This window comes from Calothrix sp. NIES-2100, from assembly GCF_963875285.1.
Lineage (GTDB): Bacteria > Cyanobacteriota > Cyanobacteriia > Cyanobacteriales > Nostocaceae > Aulosira.
On record NZ_CAWNLA010000001.1, the window covers coordinates 8,276,705 to 8,299,516 of the forward strand.

A 22,812-nucleotide genomic window follows, 5' to 3' on the forward strand; every position below is an offset into this window, starting at 1 on the left:
TTGTGAAAAAGGAATAACGATGAGTAGAAAATCTCAAAAAGCATTGATTGGTATTACTACCTGCGGTCGGCAAGGAGCATTACCATTTTCTTTAGCAAGAGATTACCTAGATGCAGTCCGCGCAGCAGGCGGTACTCCCATATTATTACCACCAGGAGAAACTGACCCCAGCATACTCTTAGAGCCGCTGGATGGTTTAATTATCTCCGGTGGTGGAGATATTGATCCTGTTTGCTACAACGGTTGTGACCACCCCAGTATTTATTCTGTAGATTGTGAGCGTGATGCTTTTGAACTACAATTAGCCGAGCTTGCCCTAGAGCGTCATTTACCTGTGTTGGGTATATGCCGGGGTTTACAAATTCTCGTTGTTGTCTGTGGTGGTACGCTCATTCCTCACTTACCAGAGGTATATGGTACGTCAGTCTTACATCGTCTAGAACCTGAACCGGGAAGGCGTTTGCCGACAGAACATACAGTTAGGATAGATAAGACAAGCCGGTTAGCTAACTGTGTCCAAAATACTCACATTTCTGTAGTTTCCTGGCATCATCAAGCAGTAAACAAAGTACCTCCTGGTTGGCGTGTTGTTGCTCATGCTGTAGAAGATGAAGTAATTGAGGCAGTAGAATGCGAATATCATCCTTGGGCGCTGGGTGTACAATGGCATCCGGAGCTTTCAGCTAACGATCCAAATCATCAAGGAATTTTTCAAGCTTTTGTGCGAGCTACACATAGGGTAATTTCATACTTGAGTTAATCGATTTTGACGCGGAAGCTAACAGATCCAGATTGAGCAGTAGGAATATTGCCCAATTTGACAATCACTGTACCGTTGGGATTAGTGCGATCTCCGCAAACACTACTTTCAGGAATCTGATCTATCGGTGTTAGGGGAGAGAAAAATCTTCCCTGATCTGCGCCAGTACCGCCACCTGTTACAGAAATACTGTTGGGTACATAGGTTGTGCCCGTAGGAATTAAGTCACATAAGTTAATATTTTCTAATGACTGCTCTGTGCGGAAATAAATTGTGTACTCAACTTCATCACCGCTTTGCACCGGTGTTTGGACATCAAATTGACCAACAGGAGGAGGGTTGAGCGCATTATCATTCTGATCGTTGGGGTCATCGATAACATCATTGTATTGAGTGCGCTGACCATTTGTTCTAGCGATCGCAGTAATTCGTTTGACTAACCGCAAACTACCTTGTGGTTGTTGTGTAAAACCAAAATCAGCGTCTAAGTAATTCTGTCCGGCACCTAGGGTAATGGGATTGGGTTGTGTGAGAGTAGGAGTAAATCCACTCGGTGGTTTAGAAACAGTAGCTGTGTATTGACCTGCGATTAAATTAGGAAAGCTGTATTTACCGTTAGCATCAGTAGTAGCGACAAATTCTTGTCCGGTGCTATTTCTGATCTTGACTTCAACACCGCCAATTCCCGGTTCACCTGAGTCTTGAACATTATTAGCATTAATGTCATTGAAAACAGTATCGCCAATTGAACCTAAGGCCGTTGGTACGCAGACACCGATATCGGTGGCAAGACCAATTGTCTCATCCTGTCCTGGACCTGGATTAGGGCTTTTGTATAGCGGACCCGATTCGTAAATAATTTGGATGGTAGTAACTGGACCTGCGAATGTAGCGGCGACATTACCCCCCGAATTTGAGGGGGGTACATTTCCCGGTTCAACTCTAGGATTTTGCCCCCGCGCCACATTTCCAACAACTTCGGTAACACTGGGGGGAGGAGGGACGTTAACATCATCTCTAATATTATTACCACGCACCAGGGTAACGGGTACATTTACACCTGCGTTGGATGCTGTGACTGTAATCTGGTCTTGGTATCTTCGTCCTTCCTCTAGCTCATTGGCTCTGTCTCTGTCTACGTCTAAAAACAGTAGAGGAGATCCGAAGATAACTGGACGATCGGCAGTAATAATCAATGTGGCATTACCTCCCAGGTTTGAACCCCTAGCGTCGATCCCCCAGCGTAAATACGGTTTATTAATGCCACCATAGGGGCCTGGAGCAATCCCGTAGGGCACAGCACCAAGACCGCCAGGGCTGTTCTCGGGGCTTATATCCTTAATGATCCCTAGTGGATTTTCCACCATTCTGAAGTTAACATTGGCACCACCAATATTAAGAGTCTGATTGAAATTCCCTGGCTGAAAATTCTCGCCCTGCCAATTGAGATTTTCTAATCTTGTACCTGCTGGGCAGCTAGGGGTCTGTTGTGCTAAGGCTGTTTGACTAGAAAGGCTTCCTATTAGAGGAACCTGGGGTACGGTAAACAGCAGCGTCAGGAATGTACCTCTGAAGGGTCTAACTAGATTTTTAAATAAAGGTTTCATTACTGGCTTCCTAAATAAGATTAACTGGGCATTGGGCATTGGGCATTGGGCATTGGGCATTGGGCATTGGGTATTCCTTATTTATCTTCCTTGTCCCCCTTGTCCCCTTATCGCCCCTGCTCCCCTGCCCCCCTGCTCCCCTGCTCCCCTGCTTCCTCATCTACGTCTTTCTGGTTCTAATTGCAGGTCTTGTTCTTGGCCTTCTATGGTGATGTCTATGCCTCTGACATCTTTATAAATGATTTCGGCACGGCGATCGCGTGCGTAATCTACGCGGTTACTACCTTCACTTACTCTCTGACTTTCACCTAAGGTGCGGATTGTCATGCGTTCTGGGGCTACGCCTTGACGCAATAAGTAATTTCTCACGGCTAAGGCTCTTCTTCTGCCTAGGGCTAGGTTATATTCATTACTCGCTCTTGGGTCAGTGTGTCCTTGGATTTCGATGACTATCACGGGATATTGCTTTAATACTTGTGCTACCCGATCTAGGACGATCGCACTCGCGGGACTAATAAAGGATTTATCTAAGGCAAAGTGAACGTTTCTTGGTGCCCTAATCTTTAATGGTGTGGGGGGTTCTGGTGGCGGTGGTGTGGGTGGTGTGGGCGGTGGGGGTGGCGCTGGACGGGAAGTACACTGGGGAATTGGTGTAGAACGCGGGTTTTTGGGTGTGAGGTTTGGGGAAGTGTTTCTCGGCCCAATAAAAGCCGCGATCGCTGGTTCTGATGTCCCATATTTCGGATCGGTGGCGATCGCACTGACTATCTCTCCTGCTTGCACATTTGCCACATTTATGGTGAAATTCCCGCTGGCATCAACAGGGGCGCTGGCTAATGGTTGGCTCAAAGCACCATAACCAGGTTCATAAAGTGCTTGTTTACCTTGTTGATAATCTTCTAGGCGATAAATTGTCACCTCCGAACCCGGATCGGCTTTACCTTCTAAGGTGACGCTATTACCACTAGGCAAAAATTCCCGCGTTTTGAATTCTGGGGCATTAATCGCACCGTTACCTGTATCTAGGCGGCGATTTCCTGAGTTGCGTTTAGGATTCGGCCCGTCTCCCCTTTGGAAGTCACTCACATCTAAATTTCTTTGGGCGTTGAGGTCAATACTCAAACCTTCTAACGCCACAAACGAGTTATTTTGAATAATGTTACGTTCGGTTTGGGGAAAAGCTGATACCACTACCCCTGGCCCAGTTTGATAGGAAATTTCGTTACCTGTTACTTGATGGTCACTACCCATCAAGTAAACTGCTGCCCGCCGCAAACGTCTGCCATTATAGGTAATGCGGTTATCACGGATTTGCACATCACCTTGGGGTTTGAATAAATACACCCCTGCCCCATCATTGGCACAGATTAAGTTACTTGTAATGCGGGATTTGCTCACCACACCTTCTATCCTTAAGGCATCAGGCATCCCAGAAATCCCATTACCGACAATGATGTTTTCTTGAACTAAAGTATTTTCCCCCCGCACCGAGGTAATAATTGCACTGCCATCATGGTAGTAAATTCGGTTGCGGCGAATAGTTGTACCTTGGGAATTAAATACGTAAATCCCGAAAGCAGATGTTGTTTGTGGTACTTTTTCCTCTGTAGTCAACCCTAACCAGTTATTTTCAATCACCACATTTTTTGGTGGCACATCCTTTTCATAGAAAGGAAAATTGCTGTTAGGCGGTTGCTGCTGGGTAGTATTGGGCGGTGGTAACCGATGGGAAATGACAATATCCCCTGGTGGTGTAGTTAAAGTTACAGGTTTAGGGACACCATCGTAAATTAAAATATTTCCTAACTGCTGCTTAATGGCACTGGCATTGAAGCCGTAAAGACTCAAGCCACGAATCGTCACACCATCAGCAACAACAGTTAAACCGCGAAATATTTCTTTATCTGGTGCAGGTGCGATCGCTACCACTGGAATCGGAATGGCAATTTCTGCTGTCGCGGAAGTTGCAGCATCATATCCTGGCTGAGTCGCTCCATCGATCACTAACCCTGGACTCGCCAAATCTGGTAATTGTGTTTGTAACAGAATCGTCGTTGCATTTGCAGGCAAACTAAACTCAATTCGCGAACCGCCCCCAGTCAGCGGTTGGACTAACGCCTTTTCCGCACTGCTAAGTTGGGCAACTGTTAGCGTACCATTTACCAGTTCAATAGCTTCCCGCAAAGTTATCTGTTCATCAGGTTGGACATTACCATCTTGATTACTGTTAACTACTACCCGTAAAGAAACTGGCGCAGCAGGTAATGTTTGACTAACAGCAACCTCAGAACCTAAAAGACAAAAAGTCAAAGGCCAAATACCCGAAAACCTGAAAAAACTCTCCTTTCTCCGCGTCCTCTGCGTCCTCTGCGGTTCAATTTTCCCTTTTTTTTCTTTCAACCTAGACATCACTCACTCCTTTACACCTTGAAAGAGGGCTGCTACTTCATCGCTTTTAACTGTTTGAGACGCTTAATCAGTTCACTCTGGGATGTAGGCTGGAAGAGGGCTAGCGGTTCTACCTCCGATTCCTGTTCTTGCTTAGGTACAGGTTTTTGTAATCCAAAGCCGCCCAAAAGTTCATTCAACTTCAAGCTGATATTTACGTAAATACCACCTTCAGAACGGTAACCAGTAAAATCTCGGTCATCGACGCTACCAAAGCTGTAGCCTAAACCCACTCGCAGATCCGGAGTTAAATAATACCCAGACTCCACAGCCACGCCAAATTCGTTGTAATTAGTACCGCTATTGGAGGTTTGCCCAATCCAGCGCCCTTCCACAGCTAAATCGGTACGATAACCCAGTCTGTAAGTCGCCCGTAGCTGGGCTAAATTCACATCAGCATCATAGCGATCGCCATCTAAGAAAGTTACCCCATTTCGCAGGGCGTATTTACCATAAAATTCCCAGCGCCAATTAGGCGCATAAATGGCTTCTGCGGAAAAGATCTGTCCTGTAGCTGTACTCCCGGTTAATTGGGTTTCGGGGATGGAGTCATAATTTTGCCGCCATTCATATTTGAGTAAGGCGTTGAATTTGTCGTTACTCGGATCGCGGTAGGCTAAACCAAGTTTCAGGTTAGAAGTATCTCCTAGTTCTTGGAATCTGACTCCTTCTGCAACCACACCCACAGTCGAGGGAAGAAAGACGTTGGCTTCACCGGCTTGTTGATACCGAACTAATGCGGTTATTGCTGGTGAGAGTTTCCCCGCCGCCGCCGCCGAAATTACGAGATTATTACTTTCATCTCCATCGCGATACTCAAACCTGGTGCTGGCTTGGAATTGGGGATTATCGGTATACTCGAATCCTACACTATAAACGGAACCAGAATATAGCCCCAATGAGGAAGCTGTTTGCCCTACTGCATAGTATTGACCAAATTGGGAACCAGCCGCTGTACCATTAAAGATGTTTTTGAATATATATTCGTAACCGACATTCACCCTTAATCCCGGTGCGATCGCCCAGCGATGATTCAACCCAACAGCACCTTGTCCTTGCAAACCGTTAAATGCTGATAGCACCGAATATCGCCCAATCAAACTCGTATCCTCTGACAATTTGCGATCGAGGATCGTATCTAGGGTTGTGATGGAGTTACCAGGAATTAAGCTGCTGTCATCATAAAATTGGTGCGCTAGCCTTAATGTCACTCCTGGGTAGGCTTTCCAGTCCAATCCTAAGGTGGTGCGGTTGGGATATAGAGGATCGCTATTGCTTAAATTTAGTTCGTTTTGCCCTTGAAAGGTTAATGATTCAGTTAAGGGGAATTTCAAACGGGAGACTAATTGATCCGCAGTCCCACTAAAGCGATCGCTAATTCTATCTTGGCGAGAACGGTTGACATACTCTAAACTCACATCCGCTGGCCCAAATCTTTGCAATATCCCGGCGCGGAAGGTTTTGAGGGTATTGTTGATTGCTTCTCCCGGACGGGCTTGGGGTTGAGGATCGAATAAATCAAAAAAGCCTAGGGTGCTATTTATCCCAGTAGCCGCCGAACCGTAGTTTTCTTCAAAGTCGTAGCCTACAGTAAAGCTAGTGGTTTCAGTAATTTTCGCCAGCACTGATGCGCCGTAGCGTGTTTGTCCTGGTGTAAAGCTAAAGGTGGAGTTGTTGTTGAAGTTGGGTTCGACGGCGCGGTAGTAAGCTTGACCTAAAAAACTCTCGCCAATTTTGCCCAAGGCTTCTAAGCGATAAGCGGAACCGTTAAAATCGCGACCATCCACAAAGTTACCGTTAGAACGGGCATATTCCCCGATAATTTTCCCAGCATCGCCTAAAGATAGTAAAAAGTCTGCACCAAATAGGCGAAAATTCTGACTTCCTTGGTCTTCTTGGAGGTAACTTGCACCTAAAAATGATTTGCTGGCTAAATCTTGGGAAATATTATATTGCAGTCGTCCACCATAGAGTTTAGAATCTTGTCCGCCTTCGTTTTGGTAGGTAACGACGATTCGTCTGACTAAGGTAGCGCCAAAAGGGTTGAGTTCTGTGGCGAGGATGGGACGGCGAAATAAAAGTGTGCCGCGATCGTAGTCAATTTCGTAATCGGGGCCGCGAAATAATTGTTGACGCTGAATTACTGTACCGGGGCGATTAATTTCCTCAGCTTCTAAATAAACTGTTTCACTTCCAGGAACTAACAGCCGCTTGGAAAGGAAGTAATTACCACTAACACCGTTGGGGACGATCGTATCTCGTTGGAAGCCTTCAATGTTGTTGGCGTATAACCCAGTAATTTGTAAGGGGCCGAAGTTGTAGTTACCTTTGAAGCCGTGTAGCTGACGGGATGTCGCTGTATACAGTTGGGACGATCGCGAGAACTCTTCGGTATTGTAGTCCCCCCACATGACATAATCTGGATCTGCGCCGGGGATGGCGGCAGTCCGCTCAAAGCGAGCATAAAAACTATCTATTGAGGGGGTAGTGGGTGTAACTGTGGAACTATCACCGTAAACGGGATATTGCTGTTCGCAAAATTGAACTCCCCCAAACAGGCGGTTTCTCCCTTCACAGTCTTGGTTGATGGGGCGTTCGCTGTTAAATGCACCTGTAAATAACCAATCCCCAACTTTCCCGGTAGCAAAGACAGCCGCACTTAAGTCTACTTCTGTTCCCCCTGTTTTGTCGGGGTTGAGAAAGTCGCGAAAACTGCCCCAATAATTGGTTCCACCAGGCCCAATGCGTAAATTGACTATCCCTGTTGCCAGTGAAGGACGAAGATAGGTAGTAAATTCTACTTGGGTGTAAGCCTCGATTGGTGCTTCCCCAACCTTGTCGAGAATTGAGGTGTCGGTTTGTTGGGGAAAGGCTAATTCGCCTGGGTTGATTTGGGGCGATCGCGTTTTGATGTTCTCTACTGCTGCCCGAATTCTCACTTGTTGTGGTTTAATATCTGATTGCAGAGTTGCAGTAAATTCCCCACCAATGGCACGTACCTGAAACCCGCCTTGGTCTTTATCTTGATCTGCACCGACAAATTTACCTGCACTGCTGGTTAAAGTTACTACTAAATCCTCCGTCAGCAGTTGCCCTTGTTCATCGGTAATTTGCCCTTGTAGCTTGATTGTCGAGCGTCCATCCGCTTGGACTCTTGGGTCACCTACTGGTAAAATTTCGATTTTTACCTTCCTGTTTGCATTCTGAGGCAAACTCGTTGGTGTCGGGTTTTGGATTGGCGGTGTTGGTTGCGCAATTAAAGAAGGGGAATTTTGCTGAAATTGGCTTGCTGGATTTTCGGAAAATATCGCACCATCTGTTTCAGGAGATGAGGTGGCTGAGGGGAAGATTTGAGCAACTATCTGCTCCTCTTCTTGTTCCTCTGGTGTTATTTGGGGCTGACTGTTTTCTGGTTCTGTAGCCAAGGCTTGGTTGTTAGTGGCTTTGATACCAACAAAAGTTGGTGCTATGAATGCCAAAAACGCCAGGAACATCACTCTTTTACCCTTGCTTTTCCCCGCCAAGCGCAAAATAGATAATTGCTGCTTTTGAATACCAACTCCTTGTGGACAGCCGCTTCTGGTTTTGCCCACCATACCCAAATTTTTCTTAGATATCATCGCTTACCCCCTGTAAATGCAGGTGTAACCCCAAAATTGACCCGAACCAAACTACTCGGTGCTAATTTCACCATCCGTGATTGGCTATTTCTTTCAATAAAGTAATTGTTTGGTGCTAATCCATATCCTGGTAAACTAGTCAAGTCCAATGTTGCTGACCGATAGCCGGATATGACATTCGCTAAAGAAAATAAGCCATTGGCATCAGTAACGATGCGATTGCCATCATCCATGTAAATTACGGCGTTAGGTACACCCGGTTCATTCGGTTGCTGTTCGCCATCAAAGTTTTTATCAACAAACACCCGCCCAATAATAGTGCCACAATCGGATAGAATCCCTGGACGAATTCGCAACACATGGCTGGCTTGGTTACTCGTCAAAGTACCAGCTTGGGCTTGCGCTAAGTTTCTCCCAGTTCCCCGAACCGCATCTGGTGTCACCTCAACCGCATAAGCAACATTCAAGGTTCCCTTGGCTGGTAACTCTGTTGTCGGGTTGAGGGAAATTGTTACCGCCCGATTATTACCAGCATTAGCAGTTAAGGATACGGATGTATTACCAATCGAACCTGTTAGCGATTTGGAGATAAATCGCAATCCTAAAGGTAGCCTATCTGTAATGCTGAGATTCCTCGCTGGGCCTTGACCAGTATTTCTGATAGTCAGGCGGTAAATTACTGTGTCACCTGGTTCTGCGGCTGATCTGTCACCTGTTTTAATAATTTCCAAAACAGCTTGAGAAGCAGTTAATCTGACCTCGTTTGACTGTCGATTTGGCAAACCATTTGCTCCTGCACCAGCCGTATTTCTGATTACAGGTATTTGAGCAATAGTGGGAATGCTTTCGTAAGCCACTATACCCAAAGAAAAAAATGCACATAAGAGGCTATTATGCCTCAACCATGAAATTTTAGATGTCATCGGAAGGCATCAAGGAACAACAAAGATTTTTTGGTCAATTTAAGGTTTTTTATCAAACCGAGCCGATTTTTTTAGGCATCATACTTCTCCTAATTACAAACATGACGTTACTGAAACCCCTATTTTTATGTGATTTTCTAATTCTTAGAACTCAAAGCATAATACTAATAATTTCTTGCCATCTAGGCTTTCATCAATCTCTAGTTAATACTAGTTTTTTTCCAAAAATTTTCAGTACCTGGTTATTACAGCATCTTATCAGAAGATGTAACTTTTCAAAAATCGATGGTGTTTTTATGACAATTTGGCTATCGTCGAATGTAGACATCTAGTTGGCAGGATTTTTCAAAAGACAGCTAATGCATTGGCAGATTTGGCAGTCCACAATTTAAGTCGGTATGCACAAATAAACCCCAGGATGTGAAAAACTGAAGGAATCTCAAACCCTCTTCCCTTATGGCTTCTGGCTTATCCTAACTATCAATATTCCCACACACTTCTTGAGCAACCTAAATTTGCCAGACAAACAACGTATGCAAATTAAAACATAAAATGCATACATTTTCTCAATCTATACAATAATTATCTACCTGCACCCTACCCACCTGCTCTAGGAGAGTAAGATTAAGCACAGGTTATTAATCGCTCGCTTCTTTAGTCTTTCAATAAAGAATTTTATTATGACAGACTAAATGCTAATTTGCGGCTGAACTCAAGTTCATCCTTTTTGCTGCCTATTCCATTAGATTACATTAATTTGCTACTTATTGGTCATCAGCTTGCAATTTTGCCAAGAAAAGCATCAATACAAATTGATAAACTCAATCAAGGAGTTCAAATTAAAAAGATTCGCCATCGCTTTTCCATCTGTTGGCTCTGGGTAAGCTCTAGAAGAATCAGCTAATAGTTGCTATTTTGGCGTTTCCGAACCCAAATCTTACCATCTTCACTACAACACTGTAATCAGATGTTGTAACTTGCTGTCATAAACATTTACACCAGTTGTTAAACTGTCATATTTAAATAACGTCAATCAGCACAATAGTGCTTGCAGTAGAGTGAGGATATATCAGTTAGATAACTGCTGTTTATTAGCTAGCAGTAAGCTATTTTAATAAATTAGTTATTTCTGCATTTATAACTTTAGGAAGATGAAATTGCCGTCAAATGACATAGTCCGTTGTCAGATGATGATCCTCTGATGCTCAAAGCAGGAGACGCAGAGATTGATATTCAGCTAGATTTTAGAGAAATTTGAAGCAACTGGATTATTCGTGACATACTTCCGTTTTCTTGGACTTCTCTAATGAGTTTGGTTTTTTCACGTTGTTCTACTTAGTACGTTAAATTAAAAAATCAAGTATCATGCAAGCAACTCTACCCTAGTAGTAGAGTTACTTGTGCAAGGGAGAGAAAAAAATGAGGGTTTGGCTAGCTTGCTTTTTTGTGTTGTTTGCTTTGGCAGAACTGTTTGACTGGGTAAAGGAATTTAATCTGCCATTACCTATTTATATTTTGGGTGGGGCTTTTTTAGCTGTAGCTTCAAACTACGACAAGATTGTGGGATCTTACCTCAGCGATCGCACGATTGAGCGATCGCCACAACCACCACTGCTAGATTCATCACCCCAGAACTCGATTTCTCTAACAATGGCTAATACTGTGGAAAATAAGGTAGAGGAGATGAGGGGATGAGGGGGATGAGGGCGATGAGGGAGACAAGGGAGACAAGGAGGACAAATGCCCCATGCCCAATGCCCCATGCCCCATGCCCAATGCCCCATGCCCAATGCCCATAGACTATTTACAAAAAACCAGAATTCTGGTTTATCCGCTGATATATAAGTAATTCCAGTGACACATACTGTCAGATTCAGTAATTTGTATCGTTAATAGCTGGGCTAACAACCTCGCCTTTTGTTGATTGTCTTGTTGATAGTTACATATATGAATATCGATGGTTACCTTTGCTTCCTCCGGCCAAAAATGTAATGCTACGTGAGATTCTGCCAGTAGGATAACCGCTGAAACTCCCTGTGGCTGGAATGCATAAGCAAGCTCACCAATAACAGTTAAGTTAGCCTGATTGGCAGCATTTTTGACAACTCTGATAAAATCTGCTGTCTCCCAACGGAAAACAGTTTCTGAAGCTGGCAGAATTGCGTAAAAATGATGGGACCGAATCACTTTAGTAGGTCGGTAGCCTGAAACTACTAGTGAATGTCGTCATTTGTCAAAAGTCCTTCGTCTTTGGTAAGGGTTTGAGAGTGTTAACAATTCCTGAACTCAGGAATCTTTGTCAAAGGTATCGAATAAAGCCAACTGAGAGTTTGGCATCCAAAACCAGTTATATTACAAAGCTAATGGCGTTGGGTGCGATCGCTCTCAAACAATTGGAGTTGGGAAAGGGATTAGTTTTTTTGTATAAAACAAGGCTCATATCTTGAGACTAAACACTGAAAATCAGACTTGGAAGCATTTTTTGAGCATTTAAATTACATTAAAGGCTGAAAGTATAAATGTGAGATTATTTTTCTGATGAGTCAAGAATTAGATGCCCTGCATTGGGTGAAAACACGTTCTTCTCTAGATTCTAGCCAATCTACTTTCCTGATCTGGGCAGGTAAAATTTACGCTTTTATCCCAGGAGAAAAACGTAAACTTTTATTTAAAATACTAGGCATGAGTGTCAGTAGATGTATTGCTACAGAAGAGGGGAAGTGGGATTTTACTTCTAGGGAACTGACCTATTACCTTAACCCAGAGACAGGTGAGAAATTGACTAAATGGGAAAATCCTTGGACTGGGGAGACAGTGACCGTAATGCATGTAGCTAATAATCCCGTACAAGGTGAATTTAAGGGTAAGTTTCCCGCCCAAGTGGAAGGTGAGAATACAACTTTTGTGTTTGATATCTTTCCTACTTACCCCAATCCTTTAGCGACAAACCCCAAATTTGCCCAATACAGCCCACAAGAAATTTATCAAGCCGCAGAATTATTTAAACTGACTGTACCCACCGCAGATTTATTCAACTCAGAACTGGCTGAAGTTTCCCAACTTAAACTGAGTTGGGATCGGATTGGTCAGTGGCTACCTTGGATGAAAATGGGCGATCGCCCTGGTCAGCTGATCTATAGTGCTTTTGGCAGTAAAGTCCATAATTTTACTGATTTACCCCAGTTATTTCAAGATGAAATTAATACACGCATTCCTTTATACAGAAATGCCCCCAAATCGTATCTTGAAGGTGAAGATATGACTTCTTGGCTATACTTCCAAGAGCATTTTGACGCTTACTTAGCTGGGGAAATCTTTCCCATACCAGCCGCAGAAGAATTGTAGAGATAAAATAACCCAGCCTCGTGATTTGCTCAAAGGCTGGGTGTCAGTCAGGAGTGCATCTGGTTAGACAGATAAGCGATCGCTTTTGCCTCCACGATGCTAATTTAATTCCTTAGACAACAACAATATTGCTATTGCTAAGTGCAGTTGCTCCAGACAGAATTGCTATTTGCGTGGTTGCAGAAGAACTTCCATTACCATCAGCATCAAAGAACAAATAACCATTGGTACTGTTGTAAATAAACCGTTGAGAACCATTTGTTGGTGCCGATATTCCTGCACCAGAGATAAATAGAGCCGACGATAACGTACCTACAGCTAAACCACCACCAAAACCAGCAGCGGAAATCTGGATAATGTCACCACTACCAGAGGAAAAGTCTTTAATGGTATCAATTCCTTCAGTGCGTGCATCGAAATGGAATCTATCAGCGCCAGTACCGCCTGTGAGGATATCGTTACCAGTACCGCCAATGAGGGTATCGTTACCACTCCCACCAATGAGGATGTCATTGCCACTATTACCAGTCAGGGTATTATTGCCACTATTACCAGTCAGGGTATTGTTGAGGCTGTTTCCCGTACCATTAATGGCTGCTGTGCCTGTTAAAATCAGGTTCTCTAAATTGGCACCAAGAGTATAAGTAATTGAAGAATTGACCGTGTCAATCTCTGTAGACAAAGTAGATGTTTCATTAATGACATCTCCAGAATTGTTTACAACATAAGTATCGTTACCAGTGCCCCCAATTAGGGTATCGTTACCACTACCGCCATTGAGGATATCATTGCCACTATTACCAGTCAGGGTATTATTGCCAGCATTCCCAGTCAGGGTATTGTTGAGGCTGTTTCCCGTACCATTAATGGCTGCTGTGCCTGTTAAAATCAGGTTTTCTAAATTGGCACCAAGAGTATAAGTAATTGAGGAGTTGACCGTGTCAATCTCCGTAGACAGAGTAGATGTTTCATTAATGACATCCCCTGCACTGTCTACTACATAGGTATCGTTACCAGTGCCACCACTGAGGTTGTCATTGCCAGTACCACCGCTGAGGCTGTCATTGCCAATACCACCCCTGAGAATGTCGTTACCTGCGCCACCATCAATAGTATCGTTGCCTGCACCACCATCAATAGTGTCGTTACCTGCACCGCCTTTAACATTGTTGTTATCTGCTATAGAGGTAGTAAAGCTGATATTGTCATTGCCACTACCAGCAGTTATGTTGCGGAAGAACTCAAATCCCTGATAAGTGTTACTCCCAGAAACGATAGTGGCTAGGGTAGTACCGTTAATTACCAGAACTCGCCCTACAGTGTCTGCTGATAAATCAGCATCGACTAAGGTGTCTATACCAGTTCCACCATCAGCCTTATCTGCTCCAGCCCCTTTTGTGATAATGTCATTACCCGCACCGCCATTGATGCTGTCATTACCCGCGCCGCCATTGAGGGTATCGTCGCCAAGACCACCATTGAGGTTGTCAGCGAAGTTCGTACCTGTGACATTGAGACGTTCAATTTGTTGAAAGTTGACCTGGTCATAGTCACCCGCATCATTTTCGTAGGCATAGAAGTACCCCGAACCATTGTTATAGACATAACTGGTAATTCCCGGAGTCCGATTACCACCTGCGTAAGTGTTGCTGGAATAGTTGACGACCAACACGTCATTGCCAATGCCACCGTTAACAGTATCTTTGCCGCGCCCAGCATTAATGATGTCGTCTCCCGCACCAGTGTTGATGTTGTTATCCCGGTCTTGGCTGAAGCTAATTGTGTCATTTCCACTACCAGTGATTAAGCCATCGAAGTACTCAATGCCGCTGGCACTTGTACCATCGCTGAGGGTCACCGTTGCTTGGGCAGAACCGTTATCGTTAAAACTTAGACCTGTTGTGGCAGCAGCGAAGTTGGCATCGGTTAAGACATCAATTCCCGCGCCGCCATTGACGATATTTGCACCTACACCGCCGGTAATCGTGTCATTGCCATCTCCACCATTGATGCTGTCATTACCCGCGTCGCCATTGATGCTGTCATTACCCGCGCCGCCATTGAAGGTATCATCGCCAAGACCACCATTAAGTTTGTCAGCAAAGTTCGTACCTGTGACATTGAGACGTTCAATTTGTTGAAAGTTGACCTGGTCATAGTCACCCGCATCATTTTCGTAGGCATAGAAGTACCCCGAACCATTGTTATAGACATAACTGGTAATTCCCGGAGTCCGATTACCACCTGCGTAAGTGTTGCTGGAATAGTTGACGACCAACACGTCATTGCCAATACCACCGTTAACAGTATCTTTGCCGCGCCCAGCATTAATGATGTCGTCTCCCGCACCAGTGTTGATGTTGTTATCCCGGTCTTGGCTGAAGCTAATTGTGTCATTTCCACTACCAGTGATTAAGCCATCGAAGTACTCAATGCCGCTGGCACTTGTACCATCGCTGAGGGTCACCGTTGCTTGGGCAGAACCGTTATCGTTAAAACTTAGACCTGTTGTGGCAGCAGCGAAGTTGGCATCGGTTAAGACATCAATTCCCGCGCCGCCATTGACGATATTTGCACCTACACCGCCAGTAATTGTGTCATCCCCATCTCCACCATTGATGCTGTCATTACCCGCGTCGCCATTGATGCTGTCATTACCCGCGCCGCCATTGAAGGTATCATCGCCAAGACCACCATTGAGTTTGTCAGCAAAGTTCGTACCTGTGACATTGAGACGTTCAATTTGTTGAAAGTTGACCTGGTCATAGTCACCCGCATCATTTTCGTAGGCATAGAAGTACCCCGAACCATTGTTATAGACATAACTGGTAATTCCCGGAGTCCGATTACCACCTGCGTAAGTGTTGCTGGAATAGTTGACGACCAACACGTCATTGCCAATGCCACCGTTAACAGTATCTTTGCCGCGCCCAGCATTAATGATGTCGTTTCCCGCACCAGTGTTGATGTTGTTATCCCGGTCTTTGCTGAAGCTAATTGTGTCATTTCCACTACCAGTGATTAAGCCATCGAAGTACTCAATGCCGCTGGCACTTGTACCATCGCTGAGGGTCACCGTTGCTTGGGCAGAACCGTTATCGTTAAAACTTAGACCTGTTGTGGCAGCAGCGAAGTTGGCATCGGTTAAGACATCAATTCCCGCGCCGCCATTGACGATATTTGCACCTACACCGCCGGTAATTGTGTCATCCCCATCTCCACCATTGATGCTGTCATTACCCGCGTCGCCATTGATGCTGTCATTACCCGCGCCGCCATTGAAGGTATCATCGCCAAGACCACCATTGAGTTTGTCAGCAAAGTTCGTACCTGTGACATTGAGACGTTCAATTTGTTGAAAGTTGACCTGGTCATAGTCACCCGCATCATTTTCGTAGGCATAGAAGTACCCTGAACCATTGTTATAGACATAACTGGTAATTCCCGGAGTCCGATTACCACCTGCGTAAGTGTTGCTGGAATAGTTGACGACCAACACGTCATTGCCAATGCCACCGTTAACAGTATCTTTGCCGCGCCCAGCATTAATGATGTCGTCTCCCGCACCAGTGTTGATGTTGTTATCCCGGTCTTGGCTGAAGCTAATTGTGTCATTTCCACTACCAGTGATTAAGCCATCGAAGTACTCAATGCCGCTGGCACTTGTACCATCGCTGAGGGTCACCGTTGCTTGGGCAGAACCGTTATCGTTAAAACTTAGACCTGTTGTGGCAGCAGCGAAGTTGGCATCGGTTAAGACATCAATTCCCGCGCCGCCATTGACGATATTTGCACCTACACCGCCAGTAATTGTGTCATCCCCATCTCCACCATTGATGCTGTCATTACCCGCGTCGCCATTGATGCTGTCATTACCCGCGCCGCCATTGAAGGTATCATCGCCAAGACCACCATTGAGTTTGTCAGCAAAGTTCGTACCTGTGACATTGAGACGTTCAATTTGTTGAAAGTTGACCTGGTCATAGTCACCCGCATCATTTTCGTAGGCATAGAAGTACCCCGAACCATTGTTATAGACATAACTGGTAATTCCCGGAGTTCGATTACCACCTGCGTAAGTGTTGCTGGAATAGTTGACGACCAACACGTCATTGCCAGTGCCACCGTTAACAGTATCTCTACCACGCCCTGGATAAAAAATGTCGTCGCCACTATTATTTGCTCCACTTGGAGGCAGGGTATTATCAGAATCATTGCCGGTAAAGGTTGCCATAGTTGAATAAGATTGTAAATTGTTTGCCAGATTTTATTGCTCAATCAGATAAATTTGGTTGTGCTTACCAAGATGCTCTGATTGAATTTTTGTTGATTGAGCATAGATACTGAATCATTTGCATTCAGCATCTTTTCGTAAATCAGCACTTTTCTGCAACATAAATTTTTTGACCAGATTTTGTGACATATCTTTAGTGCGAATATTTTCGCTCACAAACTGATAAATTTAATTTATAAATTATTCACATTTAGCTCTGTTTTGATCCCTATATTACATAGATATTTTGGCAATGCAAGTTGATTGAAAAATATCAAGAATATATTAATAAATTAATTTTATTTTTCTGATCAATTCAGTACCTAATCAATATTTAATATTGCCAAAAAGTTTATTTTGTTATCAAAAACTGATAGCAAATTTAGTTTGAGCGAAAATCCCAGAGTTGATATAAAAATATGAGGCTTTATAGTTAATATTTTTAGATTTGTTGGTCAAAATAACACTTTATGAAGTATACACAGAATTTTATTGATTTTTTATGAAGAATAGCTATTTATATATAAATTTTCAGTGAATATACTACTTTAAGAAGAAATTAAGTATACAAATATTGTTATCTGTCTGTTAGTTTGACTTTGATCTCATGCTGTTCTTATGGGTGGTGTATGAAAGGGGAAAGAGAAGTAGAGAAAGCAGAGGAGACTATTAAGTAGATCAACATAATTAAATGTAAGATGTCATTGCGTAAAGCCTTCTCCTAGCGGAGACGCGCAAGGGACGGCATAGCTTCTCCTATCGGAGAGGCTGCGCCCTAAGCGTTCGCGAAGCGTCTCGTAGAGAAGCTATGCCGTAGGCTTTACGCTTAGCGCGCAGCGTCTCGCAGAGAGGAACGAAGCAATCGCTGCATACTGGGATTGCTACCCTACGGGAAGCCACTGACGCTCCTTCGTCGCTACCGCTTCGCTAACGTGTCTACGTCGTTCCTCCTCTCTTCGAGACGCTTCGCGAACGCAATGACAAAACATATTATATTTATTTATGTTGAGCTACTTAACAATCAATATTTCAATTCATTCAATCAGGGCAAAATACCACAAACAAGGATATAAAATCCTCTTTTCTAGTCCCTGGTTTTTAGTCCCGATTCTTCAAGACAAAAATGAGGTTTTTTGCCTATTACTTTTAGCAATCAAAATATTCCTTGGTTGCTACCACCATCAACTTGCAGCATCACTCCATTTACAAATGAGGCGGCGGGTGAACAAAGAAATACAGCTACGTTGGCAAACTCCTCTGGAGTACCCATCCGACTTAAGGGGTTATTTGCATTGATATCCGCAATTTCTGCTTCTTTGGTTTTGCCATTTTTGGCAATCCGGGCGTTGATTAATTCTTCTACTCGCTCTGTATATGTCCAGCCTGGTAAGATGCTGTTAACGCGAATTTTATCCTTACCTAATTCTTGGCTGAGTGTTTTAGTTAAACCAATCACCGCTAGACGAATTGAATTAGATAAAACTAGATTTTGAACTGGTTGTTTGGTGGAAGTTGAGGTAATAGTCAGAATTGCCGCCGCGCTAGATTGGCGTAAGTAAGGTAAGGCAGATTTGAGCAAATTAACCGCACTAAGCAAATTGAGATTAATTGCGCTTTCCCAAGTTGATACATCAATATCGTCAAATGTGCCGGCAGGTGGCCCCCCTGCATTAGTAACTAGGATATCTAAGCCGCCAAATTTCTCTACTGTGGCATTAATTACCCGCTCAATTTCTGCTGGTTGAGTCACATCTGCACGTACAGCTAGCACTTGTGTACCTGTTTCATCAGCGATTTGAGCAGCAGTTTTGTCAACTACTTCACTGCGGGCACAAATAGCCACTTTTGCACCCTCGCGGGCAAATTGCCTTGCTGTGGCTTTACCTAAACCTTTGCTAGCGGCTGTCACTAAAACTATTTTGCCATTAAGTTGCAAATCCATAATTTCTGCCTTGTGTAATCAAGCACTAGTATTGTGCCAAGCCAAAATAGCTGGGTTTGGGCTGGGAAAAGGGGCTAAAAACCTTTTCCCTTTTTCCTTTTCCCCCGCCTGCCTCACTCAAGTAAATCTGGTTGTTCGCGCACAATCCTGTGATAAAGTGGCTGAAAGCAGCACCAGCCATTGAAATGTGAACCTACTTGAGTTTTTGTTAACCGCGCGGTATCATGCCCAATGATCTTAGGTTTTCCCGCTGCTTCAGCTAAAAGTTGTGCTTGGCTTGAGCGTTCTAAGTTAATGAACCACCAAGTAGCTTCATCTACGGAATGACCGATGGTGAGCATTCCGTGATTACGCAGAATTACAGCTTTATGATATCCCAAAATTTCCGCAATTCGTTTAGTTTCGGCTATATCTAGCAAGTCACCTGTGTAGTCATGAAAAACACTATGATCTTCGTAGAAAGCACAAGAATCTTGATTGAGGGGGTCAAGGGGACGACCTAAGCTAGACCAAGCTTTACCATAAATGGAGTGGGTATAAACTGTGGCGATCGCATCGGGTCTAGCTTGATAAATATAGGAATGAATAGCAAAGATGTCTCGATTTACTGGTTGATTGCCTTTAACAACATCACCATCTTTATTTACCAATATCAAGTCAGAAACTCGGATTTCTCGAAAATCTATCCCCAGAGGGTTGAGCCAAAAATGGTTTGTTAACTCTGGATCGCGAACTGTAATATGACCATATTTACTGTCGTTAAATCCCTGCTTAGCAAACAGGCGCAAGGCTGCAGCTAGGCGTTGTTTGCGATGTAAGCGTTCATCTTCAACTCGCTCGAATACGGGAGGTTGGGGTTTATCTAATTTACGCATATTATTTTGTTTAAGCTTTCAAGCAAGCATTAGTCTTTTGGCTATGGTTAAGAGATGTTGGAACTCAACATCTATAAATTCCACGCTTTGCATAGCGATCGGCATTAATACAGATTTTCTGCCTGTTGGTGAAAATCAAAAAATGTTTATTTAGGCTTTTGTACTATTGTGAAGGCAAAGATTTATTTAGGCTTGAGGCTATTTGTTTGATTAGCATCAGAGTCAATTTTTAAGCCTAGTTGCTCCAGCCGGGAATAATTTAGGTATTCTTTCAAGATAATGGTGAATGGATATCTCCGGAATACAGTAGCTTGTCCTTGTGACAAAAGCTTTCTGGCATAGCTAAGATGAATTGGGGATAACTGTTGTTTGTTGGCATCAAGAATAAAAACTTTAGTCATTATGGATACATTAGCAAGGCAATAGTTATTAGGTGTTCATTAACTCAGCAACAACCATCTATTGTTGGTGCTACCGTTGTACTTTTGCTTTTAATGTTAGTAATTTACTCATGACTGTAGGCGATCGCATCTTCTAAAAGATGCAATCTTCAAAACAGTATAGTATTTACTCCCATGTCCTAGTCATCCAAATTAAATTTTGCTACCTAATTTCTGACTAATCACAAGGTTATTATTCCCAGAATGATCGTTATTCCACACCCTGGATATCATTTCTAAGTACTTATTTATCAGGCGATCGCCTGTTTTACATATAGTAGAGTCTGCTGTTACTAACTAAATATTAAGTTTTGTAGATATGTAACGGTTTTTTGCAAACTTACCAAAATTGCTAAGTTTTGTTGAGCAATTTTTGCTGAAGAAAGGCAGGGGGTAAGGGAGGACAAGGGGACAAATGCCCAATGCCCAATGACGCCAGTTGCCTCAAGTCGGGAAACCCGCCCACGGCACTGGCTCCCCAATGCCCCATGCCCAATACCCCTATGACGCTTTCAACTGTGCCTCAGAAACCCAAGTACCGTGAAAACCATAAGGTACTCGTTGGGGAATCATGACCCGCGCTACAGGTTGACTGGTGAGATCTTGGGCATTGACTACCACTAATTCGGATGTATCTGAAGCTTCATCATGGACAAACGTAATTAGCCAGCCATCATCCTCAGTAATTGCACCAGGACGCGGCGCAAATACAGCTTCGCCGCCATAGCGTCCTTGTCCAAATTCATGGGTTTGCGATTTACCGCTGTTGAGTTCGTATTTAATTACACCCTCAAATAAAGGTAAGGGACTATTCGCCATCTTACCAGCATAGCCATATCGCGTTGGCAGTCCCAAAAAGTTTTCGTTGACGCGAGGAAATTCCGCAGCGACATCATCTAATCTCTGTTCACTCACTGTTCCTGTTCTCAGGTTAAATCGCCACTGATGCAGGCGAGGAATATTGGCATCTGGGTCTGCTGGAGTATCTTCAACCTCTAAGACAGTTGTAGAATTCATCCGACAGGCGATTAGTACTACTTCGTCGCCTGCTTCATAAGCGTTGTAGACATGAAAGACGTAACAAGGCGAACTTTCAAACCAACGGATATTACTGTTATTACCATAACGGGGGACAATACCAAAGCGACTAGGGCGATCGCTCTCAAACATTAATAAAGATTCACCGCGATGCAGCCGTTCAGCGCTGAAAGTTAAAGGTAAATCCATGAAAATAGTATAGTTTTTGGTGATGGCAAAATCGTGCATCATCACGGGCATCGGCAACTCAATTGGCACTGTTTGCAACAACTCACCGACTGCGGAAACTATACTGTATTGCAGATATGGCGGCGCGAATGAGTAACCAAAAAACATCATCTCGCCTGTAACTGGGTCTACTTTGGGATGTGCTGTAAAAGCAGAAACCAGCTTGTCATTATAAGTATATTCACCAATTGTGCCTAACTCAGGCAGGGTGATGGCGTGAGGTGCGCCGCCTTCATTGAGCGCCAACATCTGACCACCATGCCAAATTAACGCTGTATTACCAGTATTTTTGTAAGCACCGTGGGGGTTGTCCATTTGTGGTGGTTCTAAAAGTCCACTCCAGATAGCCTTTCCGGCTTCATGTTCCATTTTCCATCCCCTGGTTTGCACATAGCGATTGCGATAAGTCGCTTTACCTTCGCTAATCTGCACACCATGCAACATTCCATCGCCATCAAACCAATGATACTTACCTATGGGTGTCCATTGGGGATTAGGGCCATTGCGGACAAACATCCCCGATAACTCTGGCGGTAATTCACCGACAACTTGCAAGGTATCTGTAGTGATTTCTGGGCGCACTGGTGCAAAATTACCATTCAGATATGGATTAACTGCTGTGCTAGGAATTGTGCTATTTGTCATAAGTAGCAAATGCGATCGCGGCAATGTGACCCATATATTTTAGCGATCGCTTATTCCCCATGCCCTCTTACTTCAACTAATATAGTTAAATTCAGTACTAGTGCCACGTTTAATATCAGCATTGCTATCAATATCAGCAGTGTTATATACTGTGCTTACTAATGATTGGATGCCTGATATTACCTTAAAAGTGCGCCTTTACCTGTGCAACCAAGACAACTTACGTACAGCATCTTTTCAAACAACAAGTACGCGGAACATATTGCTTGGCTGCTGTTTTTTGCTTTGAGTTTTCTGTGCGGATATGTGATATTTTGAGTGATATCGCTATTTAACTAATTACTAATTCGTAATTCGTAATTCGTAATTTTTGGTGAAACACCGTTCGTCTATACGTGGAGCAAGTTTGAGACGGGCTATAAATCCCCGTCTCAAACAGTCTTTAACTACGAATTACGAATTATTTTAAAAAATATTGCTTACGTATTTCCTATCGTACTTAATAAAATAAAAAACTCCACTGACAGATTGGAGTTTTTGTTAGTTGTCAGTAGTCAGTGGTAATAGAGATGAGGACAATTAACTTTTGATAAGCAAAGCGCAATAAATGTTTTTTTATTAAAGAAACTAAAATTTAGTATCAAGAATCACAATTTAATGGTTAAATA

The 22,812-nt window shown here is 43.7% G+C and carries 13 protein-coding genes; 3 read left to right on the plus strand and 10 right to left on the minus strand.

Going from position 1 to position 22,812, the window contains the following annotated elements; translation table 11 throughout:
* Nucleotides 1-19 precede the first annotated feature (19 nt).
* Nucleotides 20-760, plus strand: a complete 741-nt coding sequence (locus AACU32_RS33710; protein WP_096606394.1) for a gamma-glutamyl-gamma-aminobutyrate hydrolase family protein — start codon at nt 20-22, stop codon at nt 758-760.
* On the opposite strand, the gene AACU32_RS33715 is transcribed toward AACU32_RS33710, so the two are convergent.
* The 4 genes from AACU32_RS33715 to AACU32_RS33730 all read right to left on the minus strand — a co-directional run bounded on the left by AACU32_RS33715 (nt 757) and on the right by AACU32_RS33730 (nt 9,358).
* Nucleotides 757-2,406, minus strand: coding sequence for an SdrD B-like domain-containing protein (locus tag AACU32_RS33715; protein WP_339378505.1), 1,650 nt, complete (start codon nt 2,404-2,406; stop codon nt 757-759). The two genes, AACU32_RS33710 and AACU32_RS33715, sit on opposite strands and share 4 nt — an antisense overlap.
* A gap of 117 nt (nt 2,407-2,523) precedes the next feature.
* Nucleotides 2,524-4,686: an OmpA family protein gene (locus AACU32_RS33720; protein ID WP_445223243.1), complete on the minus strand. Its 2,163-nt coding sequence runs from the start codon at nt 4,684-4,686 to the stop codon at nt 2,524-2,526.
* Between the two features lie 122 nt (nt 4,687-4,808).
* Nucleotides 4,809-8,435, minus strand: coding sequence for a hypothetical protein (locus AACU32_RS33725; protein ID WP_339378506.1), 3,627 nt, complete (start codon nt 8,433-8,435; stop codon nt 4,809-4,811).
* The gene (locus AACU32_RS33730; protein ID WP_096606400.1) at nt 8,432-9,358 is read right to left on the minus strand and encodes a DUF11 domain-containing protein; all 927 of its coding nucleotides are present in this window, start codon (nt 9,356-9,358) and stop codon (nt 8,432-8,434) included. The genes AACU32_RS33725 and AACU32_RS33730 overlap by 4 nt, the downstream gene beginning before the upstream one ends.
* Before the next feature lie 1,419 nt (nt 9,359-10,777).
* On the opposite strand from AACU32_RS33730, the gene AACU32_RS33735 reads away from it, so the two are divergent.
* Nucleotides 10,778-11,053, plus strand: a complete 276-nt coding sequence (locus AACU32_RS33735) for a hypothetical protein (protein ID WP_096606404.1) — start codon at nt 10,778-10,780, stop codon at nt 11,051-11,053.
* A gap of 132 nt (nt 11,054-11,185) precedes the next feature.
* Here the strand turns inward: AACU32_RS33735 and AACU32_RS33740 are convergent, their stop codons facing one another.
* Nucleotides 11,186-11,545 (minus strand): S-adenosylmethionine decarboxylase family protein, encoded by a 360-nt coding sequence (locus tag AACU32_RS33740; RefSeq protein WP_096606407.1) that lies wholly within the window; start codon nt 11,543-11,545, stop codon nt 11,186-11,188.
* A 351-nt stretch (nt 11,546-11,896) separates the two neighbouring features.
* Here AACU32_RS33740 and AACU32_RS33745 point away from each other — a divergent pair, with 351 nt between their 5' ends.
* Nucleotides 11,897-12,703, plus strand: a complete 807-nt coding sequence (locus tag AACU32_RS33745; protein ID WP_096606409.1) for a DUF1838 domain-containing protein — start codon at nt 11,897-11,899, stop codon at nt 12,701-12,703.
* 112 nt (nt 12,704-12,815) lie between these two features.
* Here the strand turns inward: AACU32_RS33745 and AACU32_RS33750 are convergent, their stop codons facing one another.
* From AACU32_RS33750 to AACU32_RS33770, 5 genes are all read right to left on the minus strand, one after another.
* The gene (locus tag AACU32_RS33750; RefSeq protein WP_339378507.1) at nt 12,816-16,937 is read right to left on the minus strand and encodes a beta strand repeat-containing protein; all 4,122 of its coding nucleotides are present in this window, start codon (nt 16,935-16,937) and stop codon (nt 12,816-12,818) included.
* A gap of 1,192 nt (nt 16,938-18,129) precedes the next feature.
* Entirely contained in the window at nt 18,130-18,918 is a 789-nt protein-coding gene (locus AACU32_RS33755) for an SDR family oxidoreductase (RefSeq protein ID WP_096606413.1), read from the minus strand.
* 113 nt (nt 18,919-19,031) lie between these two features.
* Nucleotides 19,032-19,793: a class II aldolase/adducin family protein gene (locus tag AACU32_RS33760; RefSeq protein WP_096606415.1), complete on the minus strand. Its 762-nt coding sequence runs from the start codon at nt 19,791-19,793 to the stop codon at nt 19,032-19,034.
* A 182-nt stretch (nt 19,794-19,975) separates the two neighbouring features.
* Nucleotides 19,976-20,194 carry an RRXRR domain-containing protein gene (locus tag AACU32_RS33765; protein ID WP_096606417.1) on the minus strand — a complete coding sequence of 73 codons (219 nt, stop codon included), beginning with the start codon at nt 20,192-20,194 and terminating at the stop codon, nt 19,976-19,978.
* A 540-nt stretch (nt 20,195-20,734) separates the two neighbouring features.
* Nucleotides 20,735-22,144: a carotenoid oxygenase family protein gene (locus AACU32_RS33770; RefSeq protein WP_445223203.1), complete on the minus strand. Its 1,410-nt coding sequence runs from the start codon at nt 22,142-22,144 to the stop codon at nt 20,735-20,737.
* Between the last annotated feature and the right edge of the window lie 668 nt (nt 22,145-22,812).